The organism is Paenibacillus forsythiae T98 (assembly GCF_000520735.1).
Taxonomy (GTDB): Bacteria; Bacillota; Bacilli; order Paenibacillales; family Paenibacillaceae; genus Paenibacillus_AQ; species Paenibacillus_AQ forsythiae.
On sequence record NZ_ASSC01000100.1, the window covers coordinates 1 to 3,227 of the forward strand.

The window sequence follows — 3,227 nt, forward strand, 5'->3', positions numbered from 1 at the left end:
CTGCTCGGCGATACGAACAGCGCGCTGTGCGCCATTCTGGCCGAGCGGATGGGCATTCCGGTCATTCATATGGAAGCCGGGAACCGCTGCTATGATCTGAGGGTGCCGGAGGAGAAGAACCGGCGCGTGATCGACGCCGTCTCAACGATCAACATGCCCTATACGCCGCAGAGCAAGCGGCATCTGGCGGCCGAGGGCATTCCGAACTCGCGGATCATGCTCACCGGCAACCCGATCCATGAAGTGATGACGCATTATGCCCCGCAAATTGCCGCCAGCGATATTCTGAACCGGCTGGGACTTGCGCCGGGGCAATATTTTCTCGTCACGGCACACCGCGCCGAGAACGTGGATCGGCCCGAGCCGCTGATGGAGATTATGCAGGGCCTTAACCGGATCGCAGAGCACTTCGGAGACCGCCTGATTTGCAGCATCCATCCCCGTACAAGGTCGAAGCTTGCGGATTCCTTTCCGCTGCAGATGCATAGCCTGGTTGAATTTTACGAGCCGTTCGGCTTCTTCGACTTCGTCGCTTTGGAGAAGAGCGCGCGCTGCGCCATAACCGACAGCGGCACCGTCCAGGAGGAGTGCTGCCTGATGGGCGTGCCGACGGTCACGATCCGCCGGACGACCGAGCGTCCGGAGACGGTGGACTGCGGAAGCAATGTTGTATCCGGCGTGGACAGCGAAAGTATTCTGCGCTGCTCCCGGCTGATGGCTTCGATGAGCCGGGGTTGGAAAGTTCCGGACGGCTATCTGGACCCGGATGTATCGCACAAGATCGTCAAATTTTTACTTGGAGGGAACCTGTATGTTCAATGATCAACGGATTGCGGTTATCGGCGGCACCGGTTCCTGGGGACATGAGCTGGTCCGGCAGCTTCTGCCGCAGAATCCGAAGGAAATTATCATTTTCTCGCGCAGCGAATCCGCCCAGGTTGCCATGAGCCGGGAATTCGAGGACAGACGTCTAAGCTTTGTCATCGGCGATATCCGCGACAAGGAAGCTCTGATTGCGGCATGCCGGGGTGTTGATTATTTGTTCCATCTGGCGGCGCTGAAGCATGTCCCTGTCTGCGAGGATCAGCCCTACGAGGCGCTCAAGACCAATGTTATAGGCACGCAGAATGTCATCGAGGCGGCCATAGCGAACAAGGTGGACAAAGTGATCTACATCTCGACCGACAAGGCGGCCAATCCGTCCAACTTCTATGGCATGACCAAGGCCATCGGCGAGAAGCTGATCGTCTATGCGAACCTGCTCGGGTCAAGCACCAAGTTCGTCACGGTTCGCGGCGGCAATGTTCTCGGAACGAACGGCAGCGTCGTCCATTTGTTCATGAAGCAGATCCGGGACAAAGGCGAGGTGCGGATTACCGATTTCAACATGACCCGGTTCTTCCTGACGCTGAGCGACGCGATATCCCTGCTGTTCAAAGCCTCCGAGGTCAGCGTAGGCGGCGAAATATTCGTCATGACCATGCCGACCTGCCGGATTGTCGATTTGGCCGAAGTGCTGATCGAGGCCTCCGACAGACAAAATGTAAATATAATCGAGACCGGCATCCGTCCCGGAGAAAAAATCAATGAAATCCTGATGAGCGATTTCGAGAGCCTGACGACCGTAGTCTATGACGAGCAGTATCTTGTCATTCTGCCCACGCTTAATATGCCTCATCTGAAGCTGCGGTATCAGGATTGCGAGCCGGTGTCCTTCAGCAGCTTCAGCTCCGTGAACAACCTGATGTCCAAGCAGGAAATCAGGAACATCCTGATCCGGGGAGGGTTCCTGCAATGAAGCTGCTGATCCTTGGCGGAAACGGCATGGCGGGGCATATGCTGGCAGATTACTTCCGCCTTCAGGGAAAGCACCGGGTATTTCACACCACCCGGGACAGAAGCGACGAGCAGGGACTCCTGCTGAACGCGGACGACATGGCCGCCGTGGAGAGGACGGTGAGCATCGTCTCTCCCCACTGCATCATTAACGCGCTGGGTGTGCTTAACCGCCACGCGGAGGAGGATAAAATCGCGGCCTATCACATCAACGGCTTCCTTCCCCACCGCCTGCGCCGGGCCGCCGACGCCGTGTCCGCCCGGCTGATCCATATCAGCACCGACTGCGTGTTCGACGGAACGCGCGGCGGCTATACGGAGGAGGACGCGCCGGACGGGACCTCCGTTTATGCCATTACGAAGGCGCTGGGCGAGGTTCGCGCCCCCGGCCATCTGACCATCCGCACATCGATTATAGGGCCGGAAATCCGCAGAGAGGGCATCGGCCTCATGAAATGGTTCCTGGCGCAGTCCGGCCGGGTTCCCGGCTACCGCCGTGTCATGTGGAACGGGGTGACGACGCTGGAGCTTGCCAAAGCCATCAATACGTTGCTGGATTCGCAGGTGTCGGGCCTGATTCACCTGGCCCACCCTCAGCCGGTCAGCAAATGCGAGCTGCTCGGCATGATCCGGACGGCCTTTCACAAGACCGACGCCGAGATTGTTCCCGAGGACGTTCATGAGCAGGACCGGACGCTGGCAAGCACGCGCCCGGACGCTCGCTTCCATCTGCCCTCCTACCCGGATATGCTGAGCGAGCTTGCGGACTGGATGCGGCAAAGCGGGAGATATTCATGACCGGCAGAAAGCTGCTGATTACCGGCGCCGCCGGCTTTACAGGCCGCCATGCCGCGGCCTATTTTGCGGCGGAGGGAGCGGAGGTAACCGCCGTGCTGCGAACAGCGGTCCCCGGCGAATCCCGGGAACCGCTGTTTCCACTGAACGTCCGGACCTATATTTGCGATCTGAACGACGGCGAAGCCGTCAAGAAGATGATCAAGGATACCGCTCCGTGCGAGGTGCTTCATCTGGCGGGGAAGAATTCCGTACCGGAATCGTGGCACAGCCCGGTTCAATATCTGGAAACGAATGTAATGGCGGCTGTATATCTTCTTGACGCGCTGCGCTCCTGTACTGAAGTCCGCTTGCTGGTGGCAGGATCGCGGCTGAAGTTCAACCCGGGAGCCGGAGCGGCGCCGCCCCATCCGTACAGCCTCAGCAAGACGCTGGAAGAACTGGTGTCCCTGTCCTGGGGAGTGCTGTTCAGGCAGCAGGTGCTGATTGCCGAGCCCTGCAATCTGATCGGGCCGGGACCGTCCACGGGCTTTTGCTCGCTGCTTGCCGGGCATATCGCCCGTAGCGAGCAGGGGAGCGTCCAGCCGCCGTTCCGG

The 3,227-nt window shown here is 59.4% G+C and carries 4 protein-coding genes; all 4 read left to right on the forward strand.

Features of this window, described 5'->3' with window-relative positions; all coding sequences use genetic code 11:
* Nucleotides 1-822: UDP-N-acetyl glucosamine 2-epimerase (locus tag L692_RS0103455; RefSeq protein ID WP_025697242.1), on the forward strand; the 822-nt coding region annotated here is incomplete at its 5' end.
* Nucleotides 812-1,798, forward strand: coding sequence for a polysaccharide biosynthesis protein (locus L692_RS0103460; RefSeq protein ID WP_025697243.1), 987 nt, complete (start codon nucleotides 812-814; stop codon nucleotides 1,796-1,798). The genes L692_RS0103455 and L692_RS0103460, both read left to right, overlap by 11 nt.
* Nucleotides 1,795-2,634: a dTDP-4-dehydrorhamnose reductase family protein gene (locus L692_RS0103465; protein WP_025697245.1), complete on the forward strand. Its 840-nt coding sequence runs from the start codon at nucleotides 1,795-1,797 to the stop codon at nucleotides 2,632-2,634. The genes L692_RS0103460 and L692_RS0103465 overlap by 4 nt, the downstream gene beginning before the upstream one ends.
* Nucleotides 2,631-3,227: NAD-dependent epimerase/dehydratase family protein (locus L692_RS0103470; RefSeq protein WP_025697247.1), on the forward strand; the 597-nt coding region annotated here is incomplete at its 3' end. The genes L692_RS0103465 and L692_RS0103470, both read left to right, overlap by 4 nt.

Bases quoted from the DNA above. Each gene is read 5' to 3' on its own strand.
- L692_RS0103460 (WP_025697243.1), top strand. From the start codon at position 812: ATGTTCAATGATCAACGGATTGCGGTTATCGGCGGCACCGGTTCCTGG.
- L692_RS0103465 (WP_025697245.1), top strand. From the start codon at position 1,795: ATGAAGCTGCTGATCCTTGGCGGAAACGGCATGGCGGGGCATATGCTG.